The organism is Agathobacter ruminis (assembly GCF_002735305.1).
Taxonomy (GTDB): Bacteria; Bacillota; Clostridia; order Lachnospirales; family Lachnospiraceae; genus Roseburia; species Roseburia ruminis.
Genome location: NZ_PDYG01000006.1, coordinates 73,666 through 98,033 on the forward strand (window position 1 = coordinate 73,666; position 24,368 = coordinate 98,033).

General features: G+C 40.2%; 22 protein-coding genes. 21 read left to right on the plus strand and 1 reads right to left on the minus strand.

Annotated elements, in window-relative coordinates; all coding sequences use genetic code 11:
• Window position 1 precedes the first annotated feature (1 nt).
• From CSX02_RS02270 to CSX02_RS02370, 21 genes are all read left to right on the plus strand, one after another.
• The gene (locus tag CSX02_RS02270) at window positions 2-1,192 is read left to right on the plus strand and encodes an aminoacetone oxidase family FAD-binding enzyme (RefSeq protein WP_099385474.1); all 1,191 of its coding nucleotides are present in this window, start codon (window positions 2-4) and stop codon (window positions 1,190-1,192) included.
• The gene (locus tag CSX02_RS02275) at window positions 1,189-2,784 is read left to right on the plus strand and encodes an NAD(P)/FAD-dependent oxidoreductase (RefSeq protein WP_099385475.1); all 1,596 of its coding nucleotides are present in this window, start codon (window positions 1,189-1,191) and stop codon (window positions 2,782-2,784) included. Before CSX02_RS02270 ends, CSX02_RS02275 begins: the two co-directional genes overlap by 4 nt.
• A gap of 60 nt (window positions 2,785-2,844) precedes the next feature.
• Window positions 2,845-5,469 carry a DNA mismatch repair protein MutS gene (mutS, locus tag CSX02_RS02280; RefSeq protein WP_099385476.1) on the plus strand — a complete coding sequence of 875 codons (2,625 nt, stop codon included), beginning with the start codon at window positions 2,845-2,847 and terminating at the stop codon, window positions 5,467-5,469.
• A 22-nt stretch (window positions 5,470-5,491) separates the two neighbouring features.
• The gene (mutL, locus tag CSX02_RS02285; protein ID WP_099385477.1) at window positions 5,492-7,459 is read left to right on the plus strand and encodes a DNA mismatch repair endonuclease MutL; all 1,968 of its coding nucleotides are present in this window, start codon (window positions 5,492-5,494) and stop codon (window positions 7,457-7,459) included.
• Window positions 7,459-8,409 (plus strand): tRNA (adenosine(37)-N6)-dimethylallyltransferase MiaA, encoded by a 951-nt coding sequence (gene miaA / locus CSX02_RS02290; RefSeq protein WP_099385478.1) that lies wholly within the window; start codon window positions 7,459-7,461, stop codon window positions 8,407-8,409. The genes mutL and miaA overlap by 1 nt, the downstream gene beginning before the upstream one ends.
• Complete coding sequence (locus CSX02_RS02295) at window positions 8,402-9,694, plus strand: methionine gamma-lyase family protein (protein ID WP_099385479.1); 1,293 nt, start codon at window positions 8,402-8,404, stop codon at window positions 9,692-9,694. The genes miaA and CSX02_RS02295 overlap by 8 nt, the downstream gene beginning before the upstream one ends.
• Window positions 9,695-9,758: 64 nt before the next feature.
• The gene (radC, locus tag CSX02_RS02300) at window positions 9,759-10,430 is read left to right on the plus strand and encodes a RadC family protein (protein WP_242970398.1); all 672 of its coding nucleotides are present in this window, start codon (window positions 9,759-9,761) and stop codon (window positions 10,428-10,430) included.
• Between the two features lie 12 nt (window positions 10,431-10,442).
• On the plus strand, window positions 10,443-11,459 hold the full coding sequence (locus CSX02_RS02305) for a rod shape-determining protein (RefSeq protein WP_031545449.1): 1,017 nt from the start codon (window positions 10,443-10,445) through the stop codon (window positions 11,457-11,459).
• A gap of 8 nt (window positions 11,460-11,467) precedes the next feature.
• Complete coding sequence (gene mreC, locus CSX02_RS02310; RefSeq protein WP_099385492.1) at window positions 11,468-12,337, plus strand: rod shape-determining protein MreC; 870 nt, start codon at window positions 11,468-11,470, stop codon at window positions 12,335-12,337.
• Complete coding sequence (gene mreD, locus CSX02_RS02315) at window positions 12,337-12,864, plus strand: rod shape-determining protein MreD (RefSeq protein ID WP_031545445.1); 528 nt, start codon at window positions 12,337-12,339, stop codon at window positions 12,862-12,864. The genes mreC and mreD overlap by 1 nt, the downstream gene beginning before the upstream one ends.
• The gene (locus CSX02_RS02320; RefSeq protein ID WP_099385481.1) at window positions 12,854-15,709 is read left to right on the plus strand and encodes a penicillin-binding transpeptidase domain-containing protein; all 2,856 of its coding nucleotides are present in this window, start codon (window positions 12,854-12,856) and stop codon (window positions 15,707-15,709) included. The genes mreD and CSX02_RS02320 overlap by 11 nt, the downstream gene beginning before the upstream one ends.
• A 19-nt stretch (window positions 15,710-15,728) precedes the next feature.
• Window positions 15,729-16,880, plus strand: coding sequence for an FtsW/RodA/SpoVE family cell cycle protein (locus CSX02_RS02325; protein ID WP_099385482.1), 1,152 nt, complete (start codon window positions 15,729-15,731; stop codon window positions 16,878-16,880).
• Window positions 16,877-17,272: a methylglyoxal synthase gene (locus CSX02_RS02330; RefSeq protein ID WP_031545438.1), complete on the plus strand. Its 396-nt coding sequence runs from the start codon at window positions 16,877-16,879 to the stop codon at window positions 17,270-17,272. The genes CSX02_RS02325 and CSX02_RS02330 overlap by 4 nt, the downstream gene beginning before the upstream one ends.
• A 49-nt stretch (window positions 17,273-17,321) precedes the next feature.
• Window positions 17,322-18,239, plus strand: a complete 918-nt coding sequence (locus tag CSX02_RS02335) for a D-alanyl-D-alanine carboxypeptidase family protein (protein WP_242970399.1) — start codon at window positions 17,322-17,324, stop codon at window positions 18,237-18,239.
• A gap of 98 nt (window positions 18,240-18,337) precedes the next feature.
• On the plus strand, window positions 18,338-18,760 hold the full coding sequence (locus CSX02_RS02340; protein WP_099385484.1) for a twitching motility protein PilT: 423 nt from the start codon (window positions 18,338-18,340) through the stop codon (window positions 18,758-18,760).
• Window positions 18,761-18,814: 54 nt separating this feature from the next.
• Window positions 18,815-20,215 (plus strand): HlyD family efflux transporter periplasmic adaptor subunit, encoded by a 1,401-nt coding sequence (locus tag CSX02_RS02345; RefSeq protein WP_099385485.1) that lies wholly within the window; start codon window positions 18,815-18,817, stop codon window positions 20,213-20,215.
• Window positions 20,216-20,234: 19 nt separating this feature from the next.
• Window positions 20,235-20,933, plus strand: a complete 699-nt coding sequence (locus tag CSX02_RS02350) for a YggS family pyridoxal phosphate-dependent enzyme (RefSeq protein WP_099385486.1) — start codon at window positions 20,235-20,237, stop codon at window positions 20,931-20,933.
• A gap of 18 nt (window positions 20,934-20,951) precedes the next feature.
• Complete coding sequence (locus CSX02_RS02355) at window positions 20,952-21,482, plus strand: cell division protein SepF (RefSeq protein WP_031545428.1); 531 nt, start codon at window positions 20,952-20,954, stop codon at window positions 21,480-21,482.
• Between the two features lie 108 nt (window positions 21,483-21,590).
• Window positions 21,591-22,181: a signal peptidase II gene (locus CSX02_RS02360; protein WP_099385487.1), complete on the plus strand. Its 591-nt coding sequence runs from the start codon at window positions 21,591-21,593 to the stop codon at window positions 22,179-22,181.
• Window positions 22,178-23,107 (plus strand): RluA family pseudouridine synthase, encoded by a 930-nt coding sequence (locus CSX02_RS02365; RefSeq protein WP_099385488.1) that lies wholly within the window; start codon window positions 22,178-22,180, stop codon window positions 23,105-23,107. Before CSX02_RS02360 ends, CSX02_RS02365 begins: the two co-directional genes overlap by 4 nt.
• A gap of 64 nt (window positions 23,108-23,171) precedes the next feature.
• Window positions 23,172-23,801 carry a cytidylate kinase-like family protein gene (locus tag CSX02_RS02370; RefSeq protein WP_099385489.1) on the plus strand — a complete coding sequence of 210 codons (630 nt, stop codon included), beginning with the start codon at window positions 23,172-23,174 and terminating at the stop codon, window positions 23,799-23,801.
• Window positions 23,802-23,930: 129 nt separating this feature from the next.
• On the opposite strand, the gene dtd is transcribed toward CSX02_RS02370, so the two are convergent.
• A partial coding sequence (dtd, locus tag CSX02_RS02375; protein WP_099385490.1) for a D-aminoacyl-tRNA deacylase occupies window positions 23,931-24,368 on the minus strand: 438 nt, incomplete at its 5' end.

Genomic DNA, 24,368 nt, shown 5'->3' on the forward strand with positions numbered 1-24,368 from the left:
GATGTCTAAAAGGATGGATAATTGTTATGATTTGATTGTAATCGGGGCCGGTGCTTCCGGATGTATGGCAGCTTTGACCGCTGTGCGACGCGGGAAAAGTGTTCTTTTGCTGGAAAAAAATGATTCGATTTGCAAAAAAATTCTGGCAACGGGAAACGGTCGCTGTAATTTTACCAATCAAAAGATGGATCAATCTTATTATCATGGCAATGCAGACAGAATTGCGACTGTTTTGAACCGTTTCGGTGTGCAGTCAGCACTGGATTTTTTTCATTCGATTGGAATTTCGCCCATCGAAAGAGACGGATATTATTATCCGATGTCCAATCAGGCAAAATCGGTTGTGACCGCCTTTGAACAGGCAATTTTGCAGTCATCGATTCGCCTGATTTGTTCCTGCAAAATTGAAAGCGTGGAAAAACATCAGAATTATCTCATTTCGACCAATCATGGATTATTCGAAGGAAGAAACGTTCTGATTGCAACCGGTTTATTGAATTCGGCCATGAAAGGAATTGAGGAGAGTCTGTTTCCTGTCATAAAAGGCTTTGGACATCATATTAAGAAAATTGTTCCTGCTTTATGTGGATTTTATTGTCATGGCATGGATTTTAAAAAGATTGCGGGTGTGCGCGTGCATGCCGGAATTACCCTTTGGGTTGATGGCAAAAAGGTTGCAAATGAAACGGGTGAATTGCAAATCTGCGATTATGGTTTGTCCGGAATCCCGGTATTTCAACTTTCGGCATTGGCCGGACGCGCGCTGGCAGAACGCAAAACGGCTTCTTTTATGATTGATTTTTTGCCGGATTTCGAGGCAGACGAAGCTGCAAAGGAATTGTCATATCGTCTGAACCGTTTCAAAAAGCCGATGAATGGATTGTTGCCGGATAAACTCGCTGATTTATTTGAAAAAGAATTTCAGATAATGGATCAAAATAATCCTGATTTGCTGATCAAGAGTTTAAAAGAAAAGCGGATTGCAATTGAAAATTACAGAGAACTGCGCTATGCACAGACTTGTTCCGGCGGGATCGAAGATTCTGAATTAAAAGAGAATTCTCTAGAGTCCGCATTGTCGGATGGCCTTTATTTCGGAGGCGAACTGCTTGATGTGGATGGAATTTGCGGAGGATACAATCTGCATTGGGCATGGGCAAGCGGATATGCAGTAGGGAGCGATATTGTATGATTAGAATCAATCAGATTAAAATGCCAATTGAACATACAAGTGCTGAGTTGGAGGCAAAAATCTCTCGAATCTTAAAAATATCAAATGATTTTTCGTATCAGATTATCAAAAAATCAATTGACTCACGCAAAAAACCGCAATTGTTCTATATTTATTCTGTGGCTGTAGAATGCAAAAACGAAAATGCGGTGATGAAAAAAGCAGGTTCGAAAGATATTTCTGTTTATCATCCGACCAAGTATTCGATTCCAAGTCATTGTGTGACAGAATCAATGAACAGACCGGTTGTCATCGGTGCAGGACCGGCAGGTTTGTTTAGTGCGCTTGTGCTGGCAGAAGCCGGTTACAGACCGATTCTGATTGAACGGGGAAAACCGGTGGAAGCGCGCGAAAAGGATGTGACAAAATTCTGGGAGACCGGAGTGCTCAATCCGAACTCGAATGTAATTTTCGGAGAAGGAGGCGCCGGAACCTTTTCGGACGGAAAATTGAATACTTCCGTAAAAGATCCGTCCGGCCGCATTCGTTTTGTGCTTGAAACCTTTGTCCGTTTTGGCGCGGATCAATCAATTTTATATGATAATAAACCACATATCGGTACAGATGTGCTGGTTACGATTATGAAAAATATGCGTGCGCATCTGATTTCCTTGGGATGTGATATCCGATTTGAATCCTGCATGATCGGAATTAAATGCGATGCAAATGCAATTTGCTCGATTACCGTCCTGGATGAGCAAAAAAAGCAGGAATACGAACTCGAATGTAAGCAATTGATTCTTGCCCCGGGGCATGGTGCGCGTGATACATTTGTGATGTTACAGAAATTGCAAATCCCAATGGAACCAAAGGCCTTTGCTGTCGGCTTTCGCGTGGAACATCCACAGGAAATGATCAATCAGTTTGCATATGGAACGGATATACATCGGCTTCCGGCGGCTCCGTACAAAGTGACATCTAATTTTCCGGGCGGAAGAGGTGTCTATTCGTTTTGTATGTGTCCTGGAGGTTATGTCGTGAATGCTTCCTCGGAAGAAGGAATGCTTGTAGTGAATGGCATGAGCTATTCGGGGCGTAATTCGAAAAATGCAAACAGCGCAATTATTGTTTCATTGCTTCCTGAGGACCTCGATTGGTCAGATCCGCTCAGCGGAATGAAATTTCAGATGGAAATAGAGCGAAAGACATATGAGCTGGGGCAGGGAAAAATTCCACAACAGTTGCTCGTTGATTTCAAAAACAATCATGTCTCAGATTCGTACGGATCCTATGGTTCAATGACAAAATCAGCAACTGTTTTGGCCAATTTGCGAGGAATCCTGCCATCTGAGATGGAAGAATCATTCCTTGCGGGAATGGAACATTTTGGCAAAATTATTCCGGGATTTGACCGGGATGATGCGATTTTGTCCGGTACAGAGAGTCGAACTTCTTCTCCGGTTCGCATCTGTCGAAATCAGTCCTTTGAATCAGATGTCAAAGGTTTATATCCATGTGGAGAAGGCGCCGGTTATGCCGGTGGAATTACTTCTGCGGCTGTTGATGGAATCAAGGTTGCGGAAGCTGTGATTGCACAGTCTGTGCAACAATAATCATAATAAGCTTAGAAAGAGGAAAAAAGCGTGGCGGAACAATCAGGAACACTAACCCCTATGATGCAACATTATTTGAAAACGAAGGATGAAAATCCGGATTGCATCCTGTTTTACCGGTTAGGTGACTTTTATGAAATGTTTTATGAAGATGCAAAACTGGTCTCAAAAGAGCTGGAATTGACTTTGACGGGAAAAAGCTGCGGCCTGGAAGAACGTGCACCGATGTGTGGTGTCCCTTTTCATGCTGCAGATGTCTATATTAACCGACTCGTATCAAGAGGATACAAAGTAGCCATCTGTGAACAGGTGGAAGATCCGAAACAGGCCAAAGGAATGGTCAAGAGGGAAGTGGTGCGAATTGTCACTCCCGGAACCAATATGGATGCGCAGGCGCTCGATGAATCCCGCAATAATTATATTATGGGAATTGTCTATCTCGAGGATCGTTACGGCATTGCAATTTGCGATGTGACGACAGGTGATTTCTTTGTGACAGAAGTGGATGAACCATCCAAATTGATTGATGAAATCAATAAATTCATGCCATCCGAGATTGTCTGCAACGAAGCTTTTTTGATCAGCGGCACGAATATCTCGGATTTGTCAGAACGATATCATATGCCGGTCTCTGCAATCGACAGCCACTTTTTCGCAGAAGAGAATGCGAAAGCCATTTTGCTGGAGCATTTCAAAGTAATGTCTTTACAACCACTCGGTCTGGAAGATTATGAAGCCGGAATGGTATCATCCGGTGCGCTTTTGCGATTCCTGTATGAAACGCAAAAAAATGAATTGACACATATCCATGCCATTCATCCATACAGTGTCGGCATGTTTATGATGATTGACTCCTCATCCAGACGAAATCTTGAACTATGTGAAACTTTACGTGAAAAAGATAAAAGGGGTTCGCTGCTTTGGGTTTTAGATAAGACAAAGACCGCGATGGGTGCCAGACTGCTTCGCAGTTATATTGAACAGCCTTTGGTACAGAAAAAAGAAATTTTAAAGCGGCAGAATTTCATTGAATGCCTAAACCGCAATGCGATTACCAGAGAAGAAATCCGCGAATATCTTGGACCGATTTACGATCTCGAACGTTTGATTACCAGAGTGACATATCAAAGTGCCAATCCACGTGATTTACTGGCGCTTTGTAACTCACTTGAGATGCTTCCGCATATTAAGAGTCAATTGCAGGACTTAAGCGGAGAACTGGCAAAAGAAATTGATCAGGATTTTGAATGCTTTGAAGATTTGTGTGAGATGTTGAAATCCGCGATTACTGACGAACCACCTATCACCGTTCGGGAAGGCGGAATCATTCGTGACGGATATAATGAAGAAGTCGACAGACTGCGCAATGCAAAAATGGAAGGCAAATCGTGGCTGGCACAGCTCGAAGAGCGTGAACGCGAAAAGACCGGAATCAAAAATCTGAAGATCAAATACAATAAGGTATTCGGATATTATCTGGAAGTAACCAATTCCTTTTTGAATCTGGTTCCGGATTATTTTATGCGCAAGCAGACACTGACCAATGCGGAGCGCTTTATCACACCGGAGCTGAAAGAACTCGAGGATACAATCCTTGGTGCGGAAGACCGCTTGATATCTCTGGAATACAATTTGTTTACCGATTTGCGCGATCGTGTTGCATCACGTGTGTTTGAAATTCAGACCACAGCCAAAGCCATTGCAAAGCTGGACTGCTTTGTGTCGCTGGCTGTTGTCGCAGAACAGAACCGATATATTAAGCCGCGCATCAATGAAAATGGTGTGATTGATATTAAAGGCGGCCGTCATCCTGTTGTAGAAAAGATGATCAAGAATGACATGTTCATTGACAATGATACTTTTTTGGACAACAATCGTCATCGCATTTCGATTATTACCGGACCGAATATGGCTGGAAAATCAACATATATGCGTCAGACCGCACTGATTGTTCTGATGGCGCAGATTGGAAGTTTTGTGCCTGCAGATGATGCCAATATTGGAATTGTCGACCGCATTTTTACCAGAGTCGGTGCTTCGGATGATCTGGCAAGCGGTCAGAGTACATTTATGGTCGAAATGAATGAGGTTGCAAACATCCTTAGAAATGCGACGCCGAATTCACTTTTGATTCTTGATGAAATCGGAAGAGGAACCAGCACATTTGACGGCTTAAGCATTGCATGGGCAGTAGTGGAACATATCAGCAATCGCAATTTGCTCGGTGCCAAGACCTTATTTGCAACACATTATCATGAACTGACAGAACTCGAAGGCAAATTAAATGGCGTGAACAATTATTGTATTGCGGTCAAAGAAAACGGAGATGATATCGTCTTTTTGCGTAAAATCGTAAAGGGCGGTGCAGATAAAAGTTACGGAATCCAGGTGGCCAAACTGGCCGGTTTGCCGGATTCTGTAGTAGAGAGAGCTAAGGAAATTGTACAGGAACTGATCAACAACGATATCACAGAGATTGCAAAAAGCATTTCTGTTGATAACGGAAACAAGCGAAAGCCGGAACAACTCGATGAAGTGGATCTGTCTCAAATGTCCTTGTTTGACACGGTCAAAGAAGACGATATCATCGATGAAATTAAACTTCTCGATTTGAAAAATCTGACTCCGCTTGGTGCATTAAACAAGCTTAGCGAATTACAAAATAAACTGATTAATCGCTGGTAAGCTTCAGATTACAGGAGTGATTATGCCGAATATCGAATTATTAACACAAGAAACCATTGACCAGATTGCTGCCGGAGAAGTGGTGGAGCGACCGGCATCGGTAGTAAAAGAACTGGTGGAAAATGCGATTGATGCAAACGCATCTGCAGTGACGGTAGAAATCAAAGACGGTGGTACATCCCTGATCCGTATCACGGATAACGGATGGGGAATTGAAAAAAATCAAATACAAAAGGCATTTCTGCGTCATTCTACGAGTAAGATTCGATGCATTGATGACTTGTTGAAAGTGTCTTCACTCGGATTCAGAGGAGAAGCACTTTCGAGTATCTCTTCCGTCTCACGTGTGGAACTTGTGACCAAAACCATGTCGGATCTGACCGGAAATCGTTACGTGATTGAAGGTTCAAAGGAGATTTCACTCGAAGAGATTGGTGCTCCGGACGGAACCACTTTTCTGGTGCGCGACATTTTTTATAATGTACCTGCGCGTAAGAAGTTTTTGAAATCCAATCAGACGGAAGCTGCATATATTGCTGATATTGTTGAAAAGCTGGCACTTTCTCATCCGGATATTTCATTTAAATATATTCAGCAAAATCAAACCAAGCTGCATACTTCCGGAAACGGTAATCTGCGTGATGTGATTTATCATGTATACGGTCGCGAAATTTCCGCAAATCTGATCAAAGTAAGCGGATCCTGTGAATTTTTTGAAGTCACAGGATATATCGGCATGCCTACTGTTTCCAGAGGCAATCGCAATTATGAGAATTATTATATCAACGGCCGTTATATCAAGAGCAAAGTCATTGCAAAAGCGATTGAGGAGTCTTACAAAAATTATATGATGCAGCATCAGTATCCTTTTACCATGCTGTATTTTACATTTCCGGACGGCGCACTGGATGTGAATGTGCATCCGCAAAAGATGGAAGTACGCTTTGATCATCAACAGGAGATTTATCAGAAGATTGTATCGATTTTGACCGATGCAATTCACGGACAGGAGCTGATTCCGGAAGTTCCGATCGGAGAAGAAAAAAAGGAACCTCAAAAAATCTATTCCGAACCGATTCCGGAGCCGTTTGAAGAAAGACGTATTCAGGATATCCGAAAGAATATCGCAAAGGATTCGCCGTATGAGCCACGTTATGTTCATCATGTGATTCCGCAAAAACCGATTCCGTCCATTCATCGGGACAATTATCAGTTTACCGATCATCGTGATTTCCTGACGCAGCCGGATGAACAAGCTCTGGCTGCTGATTCGAATCAGAACCGGACTCAAAATAAGGAATATCAAAATACAGAAAATCAGAGTTCGGAGGATATGGTTGCGGAGCCGGAGATTGAGTATCATGAAATGACTCTGGGCGAATATGACAAGGGATTTTTGTCACAGGAGTCTCGCAAGAAACATAAAATCATTGGACAGTTATTTGAAACCTATTGGCTGGTGGAATTCGAAGACCAATTGTATATTATCGACCAGCATGCGGCACATGAAAAAGTATTATATGAGCGCACCATGAAATTGCTCGATCAAAAAGAAGTGACATCTCAGATGATTACACCTCCGATTTTTGTGAGTCTGGATGCAAAAGAAGAAGAGGCTTTGATTAGCAATCGTGAATATATCGAAGACCTGGGATATATCATTGAAAATTTTGGCGGAAGAGAGTATATTATTCGAGGTATTCCGGGCAACTTATTCAATCTGGACATGAAAGAATTATTTACACAGATGTTGGATGAGTTCCATGATTTTGCCGGACGCCAGACACCTGATCTAATTCGGGAAAAAGTGGCATCCATGTCCTGCAAGGCGGCAGTAAAAGGAAACAATCGTCTGAGCATGGCAGAAATCGATGAGTTGTTTACGGAATTGTTATCATTGGACAATCCATATCATTGTCCGCATGGCAGACCGACCATCATTACGATGACAAAATATGAGATTGAAAAGAAATTTAAGAGGATTATCTGATGAATCGAAAACCGATTGTGATTTTGACCGGACCGACTGCGGTTGGCAAAAGCGATCTTTCAATTAAATTATGCAAAGCAATCAACGGTGCAGTCATTTCTGCCGATTCGATGCAGGTTTATCGCGGTATGGATATCGGTTCCGCAAAAATTATGCCTCAGGAAATGAAGGGGATTCCGCATTATTTGATTGATTGCCTTGATCCGAAAGAGCCTTTTTCGATTGTGGAATTCCAGAAAATGGCAAAAGCGGCAATGGAAGAAATCTATTCTGCCGGACAAATCCCTGTCGTAGTGGGTGGAACCGGATTTTATATTCAGGCGCTTTTGTATGATATTGACTTTTCGGATGAAAATGAACATAGTGCTTTGCGCGAACGTCTTGAACAGGAAGCTGATGAAATTGGCGCGCATGCAATGCACGAAAAACTAAAGACAATCGATCCGGTTTCCTATGAGACCATTCATGAAAATAATATCAAACGCGTGATTCGTGCAATCGAATATTATGAAATCAATCATTCACCGATATCCAGACATAATGCGGAACAAAGACAAAAAGAATCTGCGTATGACTTTGCATATTTTGTTTTGAATGATGACCGTGCAACCATCTATTCACGGATTGATCAAAGAGTGGATGTTATGGTACAAAATGGTCTTCTGGAAGAGGTGACACGCCTCAGGGATGCGGGATGTACGAGAGACCTTGTCTCCATGCAGGGACTTGGTTATAAAGAGATCCTTGATTATCTGAATGGGGAATATTCGCTGGAGCATGCGATTTATTTAATCAAGCGTGACTCAAGACATTTTGCAAAGCGCCAGATTACATGGTTTAAACGCGAAAAAGAAGTCATCTGGATGGATAAGCGGGAATATAATCATGATGATGACCGGATGCTGGATGAAATGATAAAAATATTAAAGGAAAAGAACATTTATGGATAATTTGAAACAATATTACAAACAGCTTGGAATTGATGAGGAAGTTTATGATTTTTGCTCAAAAATCGAAGCGCAGTTGAAAGATCGGTTTGAACGCATCGATCGCACAGCTGAATGCAATCAGTTAAAGGTGTTGCAGGCGATGCAAAAGAACCGTGTGAGTGCAGAATGTTTCCAGGGAACCAGCGGATATGGCTACAATGATTTAGGCCGTGAGACACTCGAAAAGGTTTATGCCGACTGTTTTCACGGAGAGGACGCACTGGTTCGCCCGCAAATTACGTGCGGTACCCATGCGCTTGCACTTGCATTGATGTCTAATCTGCGCCCGGGAGATGAAATCCTTTCACCGGTCGGAAAACCTTATGACACACTCGAAGAAGTCATCGGAATCCGTCCTTCCAAGGGTTCTCTTGCGGAATATCAGATTTCTTATCGTCAGGTTGATTTGCTTGAAGATGGAAGCTTTGACTTTGAGAATATCAAAAAGGCAATCAATGAAAAAACAAAACTTGTGACGATTCAGCGGTCCAAAGGATATCAGACCAGACCGACACTTTCGGTGGACCGTATTGGAGAGCTGATTACGTTTGTCAAAAATATTAAGCCGGAAGTCATTGTGATGGTGGACAATTGTTACGGAGAATTCACGGAAGAAAAGGAGCCGCTTGAGGTGGGCGCTGATATGATTGTCGGTTCGCTGATTAAGAATCCGGGCGGTGGACTCGCTCCGATTGGCGGCTATATCTGCGGCAAGAAAGAATGTGTGGAGAATGCGGCATATCGTCTGACTTCACCGGGACTTGGTAAAGAAGTCGGAGCATCGCTTGGTATTCTGACTTCATTCTATCAGGGGCTGTTCCTCTCACCGACAGTGACGGCAAGTGCTCTTAAGGGGGCAATTTTTGCAGCCAATATTTATGAGAAACTCGGATATAAAGTCGTTCCGAATGCGACAGAGAGCAGACATGATATCATTCAGGCTGTGGAATTCCAAAATCGCGATGCCATGATTGCGTTTTGTGAAGGCATTCAGGCTGCTGCCCCGGTTGACAGTTATGTCACTCCGGAGCCATGGGCAATGCCGGGGTATGACAGTGATGTCATTATGGCCGCCGGCGCATTTGTTTCCGGTTCTTCCATTGAATTGTCGGCGGATGGCCCGGTAAAACCACCGTATGCCGTTTATTTCCAGGGAGGATTGACATATCCTCATGCAAAATTCGGAATTATGATGTCGCTGCAGAAACTTTATGAGCGAAAACTTGTGAACCTTTCCGCTATGTGATAAAATTATAAAAGTTATGTTTTTCAAATGTGTCGAGAGAGTAGAAAGGACACATCTTATGAAAATGAAAAACTTACCACTTTCGGAGCGCCCGTATGAAAAATTCTTTCAGATGGGTGCTGCGAGCATGTCTGACGCAGAATTGCTTGCAATTATTATCAAATCCGGCACCAAAGATTGTTCGGCGCTTTCGGTGGCCCAACAGATTCTTACCGGGAAAAACGGTAATTTATTGAATCTGTATGAACTGCCGCTTGAGGAGTTGCTTCAATATCCGGGGATCGGTATGGTAAAGGGAATTCAGTTAAAAGCTGTTGCGGAATTGTCCAGGAGGATGGCAGGACAGACATATCGACAGCGCATTGCAATGAATTCTCCGAAGAGCATTGCGGATTATTTTATGGAATCCATGCGTCATGCAAAACGAGAAAGGGTAGTCGGAGCTTTTTTCGATATCAAAGGAAAGTTGGTTGATGCGGTTACTTTTTCGACGGGATCAAGCAGTTTTGCTTTTTTCCCAAAACAGGAAATATTGAAAAAGGCATTGCTTTTAAACTGCTCACAGTTTGTGGTTTTGCATAATCATCCGTCGGGAGATCCGAATCCCAGCGAAGATGATATCAATACGACACGTCGTCTGCAGTCTGCAGCCAACTGCCTGGATTTGACATTGATCGATCATATGATTATCGGTGACAGGACATATTTTAGTTTTTTTGAAAATGACTTATTATGAAGGAGATTTCTTATGAACAATAATGTTTACGGCATTGATTTTGGAACCTGTAATTTAAAAGTATTTTGTAAGGCATCCGGCAAAATTTTAAATGAAAAAAATACAATTGCCTTAATCAATAAAAATGAGATTTATGCATATGGTGATGAAGCTTATGCAATGTATGAAAAGGCGCCGGAAAGCATTGAGATTACCTTCCCGGTTGTAAACGGTGTCATTGCAGATTTCAATAATCTCCAGAATTATGTATTTAATTTCCTGGAATATAATAACAAGAGCAATTTAAAGGGCTCTGATTTTGTGGTAGCTGTTCCGACTGATATCACAAATGTGGAAAAGCGTGCCTTCTATGAAATCTTTGACAAGAGTAAAGTCAAAGCACGCTCCATCAATCTTTGCGAAAAGCCAATCGCCGATGCTGTCGGAATGGGACTGGATGCAAATGAGCCAACCGGTATTATGATTGTCAATCTTGGCGCTGATACGACAGAAATTTCCGTAATTTCTCTCGGTGGACTTGTTTTGAGTGAGCTGCTTCATTTCGGAGGCAATCGTTTCGACGAATCTATTATTTCTTATTTGCGTCGGGAATATAATCTTGTGATTGGACAAAAGACTGCAAAGGCATTGAAGGAAACAATCGGTTCCGGATTGCCGGGAAGAGAAGACAGCATGGTCATTGTGGGACGCAATGTTGTCAGCGGACTTCCGGTTGAAATGGAAGTAAAAGCGGAAGATGTCTATAAGGCATTGCAGGCAAATCTGGAGAATATTTGTTATTCTATCAAATTGATTCTCGAGAAGACTCCTCCTGAGCTTGCAAAAGATATTATTCATTCCGGAATTTATATCACAGGTGGTGGAGCTCAAATCGACCGCCTTGCGGATTTGTTTACACAGATTACCAATATCAAGGTAAATGTTGCAGAGAATCCGGAAGAGACTGCTGTGCGCGGTCTTGTTAAGATTGTATCAGAACCGAAATATAAGCGTTTATTATTTAAGATTACAAACCTGGATTTGAAATAGAAATGAGTATGAGAAAACACAGATTTACAAGCAAAAAAAGAAAACATATTCCAACAAAATATTTGCTGCTTGTCCTTTCGTTTGTCTGTGTGATTTCGATTTTTACTGGATTGGTATTTAATATTTCCGGTGGCCCGCTTTCTGCGGTTGCCGGATACGTATTTGTACCGATGCAGACCGGAATCAATAATATCGGACAATGGACTTCCAAGAAGGTCAATAATTTTAAGACTTTATCGGAAGTGCTCGAAGAAAATGAAGAATTAAAAAAGCAGATCGATGATTTGACCAATGAACTGACTGTATCCCGTATGGAAAGTTATGAAGTGGACAATTATCGTGAAATTTTGAAACTGGATGAATTATATCCGGGATATGAGAAAATCGCTGCTTCCGTTGTGGCATCAGACAATAATAACTGGTTTGATGTATTTACCATCAACCGTGGTTCCAATTCCGGAATTGAGGTTGGAATGAATGTGCTTGCGGGAAGCGGACTTGCCGGAATTGTAATATCGGTCAGCCCGAATTTTGCAACTGTCAGAAGTGTCATCGATGATGCCAACAATGTCAGTGCCATGGTTACCACGACCGGAGATAATTTTAATGTCAGCGGTAATCTTCAGCTGATGAAGGAAGATCAGGTGATTACATTTTCGGAATTGCGGGATACAAAGGGAAAAGTTTCCATCGGAGATCCTGTGGTAACCAGTTATGTGTCAGATCAGTATGAACAGGGAATTTTAATTGGATATATCAATTCCATCGAAGAAAATTCAAACGGATTGACGAAATCCGGAACGATTACACCGGTTGTGGATTTTGAACATATCCAGACTGTTCTGGTTATTTTAAATGTAAAGGAAACGAGTGAATAATGCGACTTCGCAGAACCATTGTTGTATTTATCATAATTGCATTATGTTTTCTGCTTCAGACAACCGTTTTTCAGGCATTATCATTTGCTAATATTTCTCCGAATCTGTTGATTATTGTCGTTTCCTCTTTTGGTTTCATGCGTGGATCCAGAGAGGGTATGATTATTGGTTTTGTCTGTGGTCTGATAGCAGATCTGTTTTTTGGATTTTATATCGGAATCTATGCACTTTTGTATTTATATACCGGATTTATCAACGGATTATTTCAAAAGAATTTCTATCCGGATGATATTAAATTGCCGATTTTGCTGATTTCGGGAAGTGATGTGATCTGTAATTTGCTGATTTATTTCTTCCTGTTTTTGCTTCGTGGCAGATTCCAGATTTTGTATTATCTTCGTGCAATCATTTTGCCTGAATTGGTTTATACCTTGATTGTCACCATCGTTTTGTATTTTGTTCTTTTAAAGGTCAACCAGTGGTTGGAGGAAAAAGAAAAGAGGAGCGCGAAAAAATTTGATTTATGATATTAAAGAATTCCTTAAGAACTTTTTCACCTCGCGTTTATTTGTACTTGGCGTCATAGTCAGTTTGCTTTTTGCGGTGATTATCGGACGTGTATTTACATTACAGATTATAAACGGCGAGTCTTATCAGGATCATTTTATTTTAAAAATTCAAAAAGATATCACGATTGAAGCTGCACGTGGTAATATTTACGACTGCAACGGAAATCTTCTTGCTTATAATGAGTTGGCATACACCCTGGTCGTGGCTGACAATCAGACCTATAATTCCACCAAAGAAAAGAATTTGGCTTTGAATGCGGAACTCGCAGAAGTCATCCAGATGTTATTGGATAACCATGAAGAAATCTATAATACATTTGGAATCAGTTATAATGCGACCAATAATACTTACAGCTATAATGTGTCAGGTACATCATTAAAGAATTTTCTCGTCAATGTATTCGGTGAGAAATCTTATGATGATCTAACCTATAATGAAACCTTTGGATTCAATGAAGCTACGGCGACACCGGAACAGGTCATGGATTATCTGATGCATGACAAATACCATTTTGGCATTAATCAGGAACCGACAGAGGCCAATCCGGATCCGGTACAATATTCGGATGAAGTCGCTTATTATCTGGTTGTCCTGAGATATGCTTTGTTGGAGAACCGTTATACGCGTTATGTGACTTCGGTTGTTGCAAAGGATATTTCTGATAAGACGGTTGCTTATATGAATGAGCACTCGGATTCGCTTGAAGGATTTTATATCGAGGAGAATACGATTCGAAAATATAATTACAGTGAATATTTTTCGAATATTATCGGATATACGGGTACCATTTCGGAAGAGGAATATGAACAGCTGTCCAAGAAGGATTCTTCATATACAATATCTGATACCATCGGTCGATCCGGAATCGAGCAGTATTATGAATCCTATTTGCGCGGCACAAACGGAGAGCAGTCGGTTTATGTTGACAATGTAGGCCGCATTAACAAAGTCATCAGTGAAAAAGATGCAATTGCCGGAAGTGATATTTATCTTTCCATCGATGCAAAATTGCAGAAAGCGACCTATAAGCTTCTCGAGCAGGAGCTGGCCGGTATTATTTATGCCAATATCCGTTCGGGCGACATCCCGATTACGGATGTGTATTTTTCACTGATTGACAATAGTATTTTGGATATTTCTCATTTTTCATCTAAAAAGGCATCCGATACGGAAAAACAGATTCAGTCCGCATTTGCAAGCCGGCAAAAGCAGGTGCTTGCATCGCTGAAAAATGAATTCTTTTCGGATTCGCCGACCATCAATAACAAAATGGATGATGAGATGCTTGATGATATCACTTATATTGTCAAGATGCTGAAAAATAACAAGGTATTATTAACTTCGGAAATTGATTCAGCGGATGAGACCTACAAGCAATGGTCTGCAGGAAATTTGAGCCCGGCTGAATATTTTAAGTATTGTATCAGCAATCAATGGGTTGATATCACCAAGCTTTCGGTAAAAGAGGAATATGCAGATACTTCCGAGGTTTATACAGCACTGGTGGATTATATCATCAAAGAAATCGGCTCCAACACCGGTTTCGCCAAAATTACATACAATTATATGGTTCACAGCGGAACCGTTAGCGGACGTGATCTTTGTATTGTACTCTATGATCAGGGTGTCCTTGATTATGATGAAAATTATGCTTCAGGATTGAATTCCGGTTCGATTTCCCCATATGATTTTCTGTTGGATATGATTGATCATTTGGAGCTGACACCTGCGCAGCTTGCATTGGATCCATGTACGGCCAGCTGTGTGATTACGGATACCAAAACCGGTTCAATCAAAGCACTGGTTAGCTATCCGGGATATGATAACAACAAGATGGCAAACGGCGTCGATGCGAAATATTATGAACGACTGCAGTCGGATAAATCGAATCCGTTATATAATTATGCTACTCAGGAAAAGACGGCATGCGGATCGACATTCAAAATGATTACGGCGACCGCATCACTGGCTGAGGGAATGATTGATACCGATACGAGAGTGCAGTGTACCGGTGTGTTTGATGCCATCGATAACCATCCGCGCTGCTGGATTTATCCGGCCGGAACACATGGTAATCTGAATGTTTCGGAAGCACTTCGCGATTCATGTAATATTTTCTTCTATACATGTGGTTATGATCTCGCAACCAAAGATTATAATACTTATGATGATGCTTCCGGTATCAAATATTTGCAGAAATATGCGAAAATTTACGGATTAAACGATAAGACGGGTATTGAAATACAGGAAAACAAGCCTGAGATTGCAACGGAATATCCGGTTATGGCTGCAATCGGACAGTCAAACAACAACTATACCACCGTTTCGTTGTCCCGTTATGTAACAGCGCTGGTATCCGGTAATCTTTATGATTATCAGCTGATGAACAAGATTGTCGATACAAACGGCAACGTGTTGAAACAATACGAACCGAAATCAACAAATATCAAGGATACCTTAAAGGATGAGCAATGGGACAGCATTTATTCCGGAATGAGAATGGTTGTGGAAGATACAAATATTTTCAATGGCCTCTCTGTGAATGTGGCAGGTAAAACAGGTACGGCACAGCAGGTGACAACCAGACCGAACCATGCATTGTTTGTCGGATATGCGCCATATGAAAACCCGGAGATCACAATTGCAGTGCGTATTTCATACGGTTATACCTCGCATAATGCGGAAGGTGCGGCTGCACATATTTTGTCTTACTATTTCAAAGATGAGAAACTCAATGAAATTCTTTCGAAGAATGCTTCAGGTGTCAACGCATTTACTGCGACAGAGAATTTCACGGATTAATGAATGATTAGGAAGTATTATGTTTGATAGTTTAAAGCGATATCGATTACGAAATTATCGGTTTTTATTAATTTTATATGTGTCGGTATTGACCGTCATCGGTATTCTGGTCATCGGAAGCGCGCAAAAATCCGTGCAAAGCAAACAGATTTACGGATTTGTCGGCGGCTTTATCATAATGGTCTTTTTATCGCTGATTGATTATACTTTTATTTTGAAATTCAAGTGGATGATGTATGCCCTTATGATTTTTTTGCTGGGACTTGTTCGTCTCATCGGTTCCACAACAGGTGGTGCCACCAGATGGATTTCAATTGCGGGAATTAAATTTCAGCCGTCAGAGATTGCAAAAATATTTATTATTTTGTTTTTCGCCGATTTTTTATCCAAATACAGAGAGCGGTTAAATACGATGAAAATCATGGCACTTGCAATTCTTTTCGTTGCATTCCCGCTGCTGTTAATCGTAATACAGCCTGATTTGTCCACAACGATTATGACTGCAATTATTTTTGTGACACTCTTGTTTATTGCAGGATTAAGTTATAAAATAATATTAACTGTTCTTGGAATTACTGTTCCGGTGATTACAGTCGGTTTTATCTATGTGGTTCAAAATGCAGATAAGATTATTTCATCCGGAAGTAAGATTGGATATCAGGTCATGCGTATTATGTCCTGGATCGATCCAACCAACGAAAAGTATTCAAGCAAAGCAATTCAGCAGCAGAACTCGATTATGGCAATCGGTTCCGGCCAGTTGTGGGGAAAGGGATTGAACAATTCCGCAGCCACATCCATGAAGAATTCGAATTATATTATGGAACCGCAGACTGATTTTATTTTTACGGTTGCAGGAGAAGAACTCGGATTTATCGGTTCGATGATTATCATCGGATTATTGATTTTGATTTGTTTTGAATGTATTATGATTGCCAGGAAGTCGAAAGAATTTTCCGGAAGACTGATTGCCTGCGGAATGGCGACACTCATATCATTCCAAAGCATCATCAATATTTCCGTAGCTGTCGGCATTCTGCCGAATACAGGTATTCCGTTACCTTTTGTCAGCTATGGTCTGACATCATTGATGTCATTGTATATTGGAATAGGAATTGTATTAAACGTGGGATTACAGCCCAAATCAAATAACAGGGGAGGCATATTATGAATATTGGATTAGTTGCACACGATTCGAAAAAGAAATTGATGCAGAATTTTTGCATCGCATATCGTGGGATTTTATGTAAAAACGACTTATATGCGACCGGAACAACCGGCCGTTTGATAGAAGAGGTCGCTAATCTTCAGGTTCACAAATATCTTGCTGGTCGTTTGGGCGGAACACAACAGCTGGGCGCTCAAATCGAACATAATGAGATTGATTTGGTGATTTTTTTAAGAGATCCGTTGATGCCAAAGTCACATGAACCGGATGTCAACAGCATTGTCCGTTTGTGTGATGAACATAATATTCCATTGGCTACCAATGTTGCTACAGCAGAACTTTTGATTCGTGCATTAGACAGAGGAGATCTTGATTGGCGTGATATGTATAAATAATCATTTAAAGCAAAAACTGCTATGTATCATATGCATAGCAGCTGTTTTTTTGACTGCATGTTCTTCGAATGATTCATTTGCAGATGCCTACGCGGCATATGAGAATCCTTATTCGATACAACAGACTTCCGGCAAAAAGATTAATTTCTTTTCATCGGACCTTTGTGTAACCGGAACTGCGGATTTGGGTGTCAACGAAGTTGCCGCCTATACGGCAGGTGCTTCCGGAGCATTTAATATCACACGTAAAGAAGTTGTTTATGCAAGCAGTATTTACGAAAAAATGTTTCCGGCCAGCCTGACCAAAATTTTGACGGCTTATATTATATTAAACAATTGTAAGCTGGATGATAAAGTGACCATCAGTGAGAATGCGGTCAATCTGGAAGCGGATGCAAGTAATTGCGGTCTGAAATCAGGAGATGTCATTTCGGTGGAATCGCTCTTGTATGGATTATTATTGCCAAGTGGCAATGATGCTGCGATTGCGCTGGCCGAATATTGTTGTGGTTCAGTTGAAGCATTTGCGGACAAAATGAATCAGACAGCCAAATCACTTGGCGCAACCGCATCGCATTTTTGCAATCCGAGTGGCTTACATGACGATAATCATTATACGACGGTATATGATTTGTATCTGATTTTTCAATCATGCATAAAGAATGAAGAATTTGTGAAAATCATCAATACCAAAGAAATTACGGTAAAGTATTCTGATATCAAAGGGGAGTCGGTTCAAAAGACTTATGAAAATACCAATCGATATCTCATCGGAAAAGAAAGCATCCCATCCGGATTTGAGGTGATCGGCGGTAAAACCGGAACTACCAATGCTGCCGGTAATTGTCTTGTATTATTATCCAAGAATGCAGAGAATGAAGAGATTGTTTCGATTGTAATGAAATCGGCAAGCAAGACTGATTTGTATAATTTGATGTCCCAAATATTAAATACATTTTGTTCTTAAATTCAATTGAACTTTTGTATTATATCGACTATAATTTAGTTATCTGAACGAAGTGTTTTGTACATTTTTCTAAACTAAAGATCTGGGAGGGTTTTATTATGATTGAAATAATATGTGGAGAAAAAGGCAAAGGTAAGACCAAAGAATTATTGAATCGAGTAAACAATGCAGTCTCCTCTGCCAATGGTAACATTGTCTACTTGGACAAGAGCCAAAAACACATGTATGACTTGAACAACAAGGCGCGACTAATCAATGTCATGGATTATCCGATTGCAAATGCGGATGAGTTCGTAGGTTTTATTTCTGGTATTGTTTCCCAGGATAATGATTTAGAAGAAATGTATTTGGATAGCTTTTTAACGACTGCATCCATTGATTCTAGCGATGAAATTACCAAGGCGATTGAAAAGCTTGATGTAATCAGTGAAAAATTTAAAGTAAAATTCATCTTGAGTGTTTCAAGAAATGAAAAAGATTTACCGGAATGTGCGAAAGCAAAGGTTGTAGTTTCATTATAAAGAAAACAAATTATGGGATGCCTTTTGGGCGTCCCTTAATTTTTGAGGTGTCATTTGAAAAAGAACGATAACAACGTGGTTCAATATAAAAAACCGTTTTCCATTAATTTGGGGTTCATATTGTTTTTGATGATTATCATCTATGTCATATTCAATTTTGTATTGTATTTTACAAAAAAGAATGTTGCGGAATATGAGGTTGGACAGGGTAGTATTGCCGCCAATAATGTATATCAGGGACTGGCGATCCGAGATGAAACTGTTTTTTATGCTGACAGAGATGGATATATCAATTATTATATTGCCAATTGCAGCAAAGTATCCGTGTTGGATATGGTTTATTCCATTGATTCCAACGGAGACATTTATAAAGCCATGGATACGCAAAAAAATAAGGAAACCGCATTATCCTCTGCAGACTACAAGTCTTTATCGGATTCCATAACATCATTTATGTCCGGATATTCTTCATTGAATTTTAATGAGGCAACGATTTATCGGGACGATCTTTCTTCTGACATTATTCAGGCAGTGAATAACCAAATGATGGTTCAGCTGGCAAAGGAAATTGATGATGCCACACAGAATCATACATTCTTTAAAGGTTATCCGGAGCATCCCGGGCTGGTATTGTATTATGTCGATCAATATGAATCCTATAAGCCTTCTGCAGATATTGGCAGCGATGATTTAAACGCCGTCAATTATTCAAAGAACAATTTGAATCTGCAGTCAAAGGTCAAAAAAGGCGATCCAATCTACAAACTGGTCAACAGTGAAGAATGGCATATTTATCTGGATGTATCTTCGGATGTGGTGGACCTTTTAAGCGAATCCAATTATGTGAAAATCCGCTTCTGCGAAGATGATTATACGCTGACAGTTCCTTTTTCCGTAAACAAAAAAGATGGCCATTATATTATGGATTTAAAACTCAAAAAAGCGCTGATTCGCTATGCGGGAGAACGCTTTTTGGATGTGGAGCTGATTATGAATGAGGACTCCGGATTAAAGATTCCAAATTCCGCAATCGTTGAGAAAGATTTTTACAAAATACCGGTTGAATATTTTGCAAAAGGCGGAGATTCAGGCGATTTGGGAATTCTTCTGGATGATCAGGATCATGAGACGCGCACATATACATTTGTTGCGCCGACCATCTATGCACAGTCCGATGATGAGAAATATTATTATGTCGATTCAGAGGATGTTTCAAGGGGTGACAAGATACAAAAGCCCGGAAGTACGGAAACTTATGAAGTTTCCGAAACCGGATCTCTGATGGGTGTTTATAATATCAACAAAGGCTATGCAATCTTTAAACAGATACGAATTATTTATCAAAATGAAGAATATGCAATCGTGGAGCCGAGAACCACATATGGAATTGCTTTATATGATCATATTGCACTGGATGCATCTTCTTTGTCGGAAAACGAATTGGTTATAAAATAGAAATGTAGAGGTATTTGAAATGACTGTATTACAGGAAAATTACAATTGTGTACTTAAGAATATTGAAGAGGCTTGCAAAAAGAGCGGAAGAGATCCCAAAGATGTGACTTTGATTGCAGTCAGCAAGACAAAGCCACTCGAAATGCTTCGTGACGTCTATGATGGTGGAGCACGCCATTTTGGAGAGAATAAGGTACAGGAGATGTGCGAGAAGATGGAACAAATGCCTGAGGACGTCAACTGGCATATGATTGGACATCTGCAGACCAATAAAGTGAAATATATTGTTGGTAAATGCGCGTTGATTCATTCTGTGGACTCGCTTCATCTGGCAAAAGAAATTGAGAAGCAGGCTGCAAAGCAGAATTGTGAAGTCCCGATTCTGGTCGAAATTAATATTGCAAATGAAGAAACCAAATTCGGAATCGATCGAACCGAGGCAATGAATCTGGTAAAAGAAATTGCAAAATTACCTCATGTAAAAATTCAGGGATTGATGACAATAGCACCATATGTAGAAGATCCGGAGCAAAATCGTCAATATTTCCACCAAATATGGCAATTATCGGTTGACATCAAAAACCAAAACATAGATAATGTAACTATGGATATTTTATCTATGGGAATGACCGGCGATTATATGGTTGCGGTAGAAGAGGGTGCAACCCTTGTACGCGTCGGAACGGGAATATTTGGGGAACGAAATTATAATATTTAGTGAAAAAGGGGATCAATTATGAGTTTTATTGACAAAATCATGAATGTGATGCACTTGAATACTGACGATGAAGACGATGAAGATTTTACATTTGGTTCTGATGATTATGATTTAGAAGAAGAGGAGCCAATCGTAGAGAAGCGCCATTCTCGCAGGGCTGCAAAAGAATCCGGTTATGCAAAAGAACCGTTGATGAGAGAGAAGCCTGCGGTTAAGACAGCTCCGAATATTACAGCTTTTAACCGCTCTTCCAAGAAACAGATGCTTGGAATGGAAGTTGTGGTTGTTCGCCCGACTTCTGTTGAAGATGCTCGTGAAATCACAGAGACATTGTTAAATGGTCGCACCGTATTCTTGAATATGGAAGGACTGAATGTCGAAATTGCACAGAGAATTATTGATTTTACCTCCGGATCATGTTTTGCAATCAGTGGTAATTTGCAAAAGGTTTCCACCTATATCTTTATTATCACACCTGCAAATGTAGATATCAGCGGAGATCTTCAGGAAATGTTTGATGGATTTGATATCGGATCCATGAATGTTTAAATAGCTCAATATAAATGAACAGGCATCAAAGAGGACCATATGTTTTTCTTTGATGCTTATTTATTATTATCAATTATTTGAAGTAATTTAGCGATAAGGAGTACGATCATGCAGAAGTTACAAAAGCATGGAAAAGAATATATTTTTCCGGCAATCCTTACAGTTGTTTTGGTTTTGCTGGATCAGATTACCAAATATCTTGCAGATGCCGCGTTAAAAGGGACTGCCGGAATTTCGATTATAAAAGATGTTTTTGAATTGCAATATCTCGAGAATACCAGCGCAGCATTTTCACTGGATCCGATTACTTTGATTCATAAGATTTTTTCGATTCAAGCATTTGATGATCCTCAGATTTTTCTTCGCACCAAGATGATTTTCTTTGTGATATTAACAATGATCGTTGTATGCTTACTGATTTGGCTGTTTTGTAAAATCCCAAACAACAAGCGGTTTTTGCCAATGAATATCACTTTGGTATTTTTTATTTCCGGTGCGATTGGCAATTGTATCGATCGTATATGGCATAATTATGTCATCGATTTTTTGTATTTCAAATTGATTCATTTTCCGGTCTTTAATGTTGCGGATATTTATGTAACACTTTCTGCAATTGCATTTTTCATATTGTTTTTATTCTATTATAAGGAAGAAGACTTTCAGGCTGTCTTTCCGAAAAAACAAGAAAGGGTATCATGAATTTAGAAACATTTGAAGTGCGTCCGGATGACGAAAATGAAAGAATTGACAAATATATAACGGTATTATATCCGGAGAAATCGCGTTCTTTCTTCCAAAAACTCATCAAAAGCGGAAAAATTAAAGTAAATGATACTGCTGTAAAAGCGAATTATATTGTCAAAACGGATGATATTATTGAAATTGAATTTCCGGATAATGAAGAGGCCAATATCAAGCCTGAAAATATTCCTTTGGAGATTCTTTACGAAGATGATGATGTCCTGGTGGTCAATAAACCAAAAGGAATGGTTGTGCATCCGTCGATTGGCCATTATTCCGGAACACTTGTAAATGCAATCATGTATCATTGCAAAGATTCCCTGAGCGGAATCAATGGTGAAATTCGACCGGGAATCGTTCATCGTATCGACATGAATACCACCGGCTCTTTGATTGTATGCAAAAATGATTTTGCGCATATCAATATTGCGCAGCAGATTAAAGTACATTCGGTGAACCGCATTTATGAAGGAATTGTCTGTGGAAATCTGAAAGAAGAAACAGGAACCATTCATGCACCAATCGGCAGAAATCCCAAAGATCGCATGAAAATGGCAATCAATGAAAAAAACGGGAAAGATGCGATTACGCATTACGAGTTGATTCAAAATTATAAGAATTATGCGTATGTCAGATTTAAACTGGAAACCGGTCGTACGCACCAGATACGCGTCCACATGGCCTCCATTGGACATCCGTTGCTTGGAGATGATATTTATGGCTCAGGACACGGTTACGGGAATCAATTTAAGCATCTGGAGGGACAGACATTACATGCCAAGACCATCGGGTTTGTTCATCCGGTAACCGGAGAATATATTGAGATTTCGGCTCCTTTGCCTGATTATTTTAAAGAAATTCTCAAAAAATTGGAATCCATGTAGCACAACAGAATTATAATTTGTTATAATAAAAATACAATAAAAATCCGTATGGGAGGTGCATATCATGTCTGGATATATTTATACGATTGGACGCGAATTTGGCAGCGGAGGAATGTTGGTAGGCCATATGCTTGCAGATAAATTAAATATTCCTTTTTATGACAAAGAGTTATTACAAAAAGCAGCGAAAGAATCCGGTTTTTGCGAGGAAATCCTTGAAAATCATGATGAAAAACCGACCTCGAGCTTTTTATATTCTCTGGTCATGGATACCTATTCCGGAGGAAGCTATTCATCAGCGCCATTTTTGGATATGCCAATTAACCAAAAGATTTTTCTTGCGCAGTTTGACGCAATCAAAAAGATTGCTGAAGATCACGAATCCTGTGTCATTGTAGGTAGATGTGCGGATTATGCGCTTGCAGAACGTAAAAATGTTATCAACATATTCCTTCATGCCGATATGGAGGACCGTATGCGCAATGTGAGCACCCGTTTGAACATTACTGAGAAAAAGGCAAAGGACATGTGCCAGAAACAGGATAAACAAAGATCAAGCTACTATAATTATTATACGAGCAAAAAATGGGGAGATTCTCGCAATTACGATCTGTGTCTGAACACCAGCAAGATTTCACCTGAGAAATGTGTGGATTTGATTATTGATTATTCCAATGCGTTTTCCGGAAAATAAATAAGAGAATCATTTGGGACATCGTATAACAGCGATGTCCCTTGAAAAGAGGGGTAACTATTCGTTAAACTTGTGTTTTGCGAATAAATAGTTTTCCGTAGAGCCAACTGCTCCCCGGTCAATCCGTCCTTATTTTTGCGGATTGATCAGTTCTGCAGAATCCAGAATTATGGTAAATGGTCCGTGATTATTCAATGAAATTTCCATATGTTCTCCGAAACAACCGGTTTCAACAATTTGAATTTCTTTTTTGCATTCTGCAATGATATATTCATATAATTCATTTGCAAGTTTCGGATTGCCCGCACGGTCAAATGATGGGCGAAATCCTTTTTTGCAATTGGCATATAAAGTAAATTGCGAAATCAATAATAAGGAACCGTCCACATCATGCAGGGAAAGGTTTGTTTTATCATTTTCATCTGCGAAAATGCGCAAGCCAAGCATTTTACGGATTAATTTGTCCGCAATTTCCTTTGTGTCATCTTCTGCAACGCCAATAAAAACGCAAAAGCCGTTTCCAGCGATTTCGCCTACGATTTTGCCTTCGACTTTGCAGGATGCATG

Bases quoted from the DNA above. Each gene is read 5' to 3' on its own strand.
- CSX02_RS02270 (WP_099385474.1), top strand. From the start codon at position 2: ATGTCTAAAAGGATGGATAATTGTTATGATTTGATTGTAATCGGGGCC.
- CSX02_RS02275 (WP_099385475.1), top strand. From the start codon at position 1,189: ATGATTAGAATCAATCAGATTAAAATGCCAATTGAACATACAAGTGCT.
- mutS (WP_099385476.1), top strand. From the start codon at position 2,845: ATGATGCAACATTATTTGAAAACGAAGGATGAAAATCCGGATTGCATC.
- mutL (WP_099385477.1), top strand. From the start codon at position 5,492: ATGCCGAATATCGAATTATTAACACAAGAAACCATTGACCAGATTGCT.
- miaA (WP_099385478.1), top strand. From the start codon at position 7,459: ATGAATCGAAAACCGATTGTGATTTTGACCGGACCGACTGCGGTTGGC.
- CSX02_RS02295 (WP_099385479.1), top strand. From the start codon at position 8,402: ATGGATAATTTGAAACAATATTACAAACAGCTTGGAATTGATGAGGAA.
- radC (WP_242970398.1), top strand. From the start codon at position 9,759: ATGAAAAACTTACCACTTTCGGAGCGCCCGTATGAAAAATTCTTTCAG.
- CSX02_RS02305 (WP_031545449.1), top strand. From the start codon at position 10,443: ATGAACAATAATGTTTACGGCATTGATTTTGGAACCTGTAATTTAAAA.
- mreC (WP_099385492.1), top strand. From the start codon at position 11,468: ATGAGAAAACACAGATTTACAAGCAAAAAAAGAAAACATATTCCAACA.
- mreD (WP_031545445.1), top strand. From the start codon at position 12,337: ATGCGACTTCGCAGAACCATTGTTGTATTTATCATAATTGCATTATGT.
- CSX02_RS02325 (WP_099385482.1), top strand. From the start codon at position 15,729: ATGTTTGATAGTTTAAAGCGATATCGATTACGAAATTATCGGTTTTTA.
- CSX02_RS02330 (WP_031545438.1), top strand. From the start codon at position 16,877: ATGAATATTGGATTAGTTGCACACGATTCGAAAAAGAAATTGATGCAG.
- CSX02_RS02340 (WP_099385484.1), top strand. From the start codon at position 18,338: ATGATTGAAATAATATGTGGAGAAAAAGGCAAAGGTAAGACCAAAGAA.
- CSX02_RS02350 (WP_099385486.1), top strand. From the start codon at position 20,235: ATGACTGTATTACAGGAAAATTACAATTGTGTACTTAAGAATATTGAA.
- CSX02_RS02355 (WP_031545428.1), top strand. From the start codon at position 20,952: ATGAGTTTTATTGACAAAATCATGAATGTGATGCACTTGAATACTGAC.
- CSX02_RS02360 (WP_099385487.1), top strand. From the start codon at position 21,591: ATGCAGAAGTTACAAAAGCATGGAAAAGAATATATTTTTCCGGCAATC.
- CSX02_RS02365 (WP_099385488.1), top strand. From the start codon at position 22,178: ATGAATTTAGAAACATTTGAAGTGCGTCCGGATGACGAAAATGAAAGA.
- CSX02_RS02370 (WP_099385489.1), top strand. From the start codon at position 23,172: ATGTCTGGATATATTTATACGATTGGACGCGAATTTGGCAGCGGAGGA.